The organism is Streptomyces fuscigenes (genome assembly GCF_021556455.1).
Lineage (GTDB): Bacteria > Actinomycetota > Actinomycetes > Streptomycetales > Streptomycetaceae > Streptomyces > Streptomyces fuscigenes.
This window is the reverse complement of record NZ_JAKGCV010000694.1, coordinates 1-1,919: the sequence shown is the minus strand read 5'-3', so window position 1 is coordinate 1,919 and position 1,919 is coordinate 1. Positions and strand designations below refer to the sequence as shown.

At 73.2% G+C, this 1,919-nt stretch carries 1 protein-coding gene and 1 pseudogene; one reads left to right on the top strand and one right to left on the bottom strand.

Annotated features, from left to right (window positions below):
• On the bottom strand, positions 1-1,104 hold a 1,104-nt coding region (locus L1885_RS27840; protein WP_235799915.1), incomplete at its 3' end, for a helix-turn-helix domain-containing protein.
• 567 nt (positions 1,105-1,671) lie between these two features.
• Between L1885_RS27840 and L1885_RS27835 the strand changes: the two are divergent.
• A pseudogene (locus tag L1885_RS27835) lies at positions 1,672-1,919 on the top strand (hypothetical protein); the annotation flags it as partial.

Below are 1,919 nucleotides of genomic sequence, written 5' to 3'. Positions count from 1 at the left end.
GGCCTGGCCCGGCAGGCCGCCTTCGAGCGGGCCGGCACCCGAACCGGTCCCCGTGGCGGCCCTCGGCTCCTGCGCCGGGGCGTCGGCCCCCGGCCGCCGCGCCCGGTAGGCCGAGCGGTACGCCGCGGGCGAGGAGCCGAGCTGCCGGCGGAAGTGGCCGCGCAGGGCGACGGGGGAGCGGAAGCCGCAGCGGCCGGCGACCTCGTCCACGGAGTAGTCCGACGTCTCCAGCAGCCGCTGCGCCTGCAGCACACGCTGGGTGATCAGCCACTGCAGGGGAGCGCTGCCGGTCAGCGAGCGGAAGCGCCGGTCGAAGGTCCTGCGGCTCATGTACGCGCGCGCCGCCAGCGTCTCGACGTCGAACTGCTCGTGCAGGTGCTCCAGCGCCCAGGCGACGACCTCGGCGAGCGGGTCGGAACCGATCTCCTCCGGTAAAGACCTGTCCAGGTAGCGCTCCTGGCCGCCGCTGCGGCGCGGAGGGACCACGAGCCTGCGTGCGAGCGCCCCGGCGGCCTCCGCGCCGTGGTCCGTGCGGACTATATGGAGACACAGGTCGATTCCGGCCGCGGTGCCCGCAGATGTGAGGACATCGCCGTCGTCGACGAAGAGTTCCCGCGGGTCCACGTGGACCGACGGGTAGCGCTTCGCCAGCGTCGGCGCGTACATCCAGTGCGTGGTGGCCGGGCGGCCGTCCAGCAGTCCCGCGGCGGCCAGTACGAAGGCGCCGGTGCACAGGCCCACGATCCGCGCGCCCTCCTCGTGCGCCCTGCGCAGCGCCTCCAGGGCCTCCAGCGGGGGCGGGGCGGTGATCGACCGCCACGCGGGCACGACGACGGTGCCCGCCCTGCCGATGGCGTCGAGGCCGTACGGCGCGGACAGCTCGAGGCCGCCCGTGGTCCGCAGGGGCCCCTCCTCCCCGGCGCAGACCAGCAGGCGGTAACGGGGGACGCCGGCGTCCTGCCGGTCGATGCCGAAGACCGAGAGCGGAATGGAACTCTCGAAGATGGGGCCGCCGCTGAACAGCAGAACGGCGACCACCTCCCGGCGGCGACGCCCGGAAAGCTTCCGTACTGACTCCTGTGTGGCGGTGGAGTCCTGGGTCATGGCGCTAAGCCCCCCTCGGTGTTCGCGTCTCCCCGTTCTTGTCGGGCCTCTCGCTCCTGCACGATTCCCCTCGGTTCTGCACGGGTCCCGGGCCTTCGATGCTCATGATCGAATCTACTGTGTCCCGTGGTGCCGGCGTGACCAGTTCCCCACCCGCCGTTATGTCGACAAGGCAACTTGGCGCGAAGCATTCGATCACGAAGCGTTCCACTCGCGAGCCGCGCAGGGAAGTGCGCCTCTCGTCCATGGCCCGTCCCCATGGCCGGGATTGGCGAACGAAAACAGTCTTGTGCCTGGTCGCGAGGGGGTTGGCGGGTGATTTCGCCAAGGGTTCGGCAGGGCCGAGAAGTTGGCCGAAAAGAGATGGGTGAGTCCCTGTGAACTGCTCAATCTCCAGGTGTACGCGTTTGAAACGCGTGTGAGCCCTCGTGCTTTGGTGAGCCCTCCCGTGACTCGGTGCGCGCCCCTGTGCGCCGGGGTACGGGGCGGTCGCCGGGGCGCTCCGGGTCCTCCGCGGTGCGCCGGGGATCGTTCAGCGGGCTGACCCGCGCGTGGCCGGATGGGCGCGTGCGGTTCAGCAGCAGCCGGCATCCGGCCGCCACCGCGGCGAGCCCCGCGGCCGCCGCCGCGTTCCCGAAGGAAGTGGCGCCGTACGCGCCGCCCCAGGGGGCCGCCCCGTACGCCGTGACCGCCACGGGCGCGCACACGCAGCCGAAGGCGGCCCACCGCTGGGCCGAGCGCGGTGTGCGTCCCGTGTCCGCGGGGGAGGGCCGGTGCGCCCGGGCGCCGCCGCCGGGCGCCGCCGTGCCCGGCCC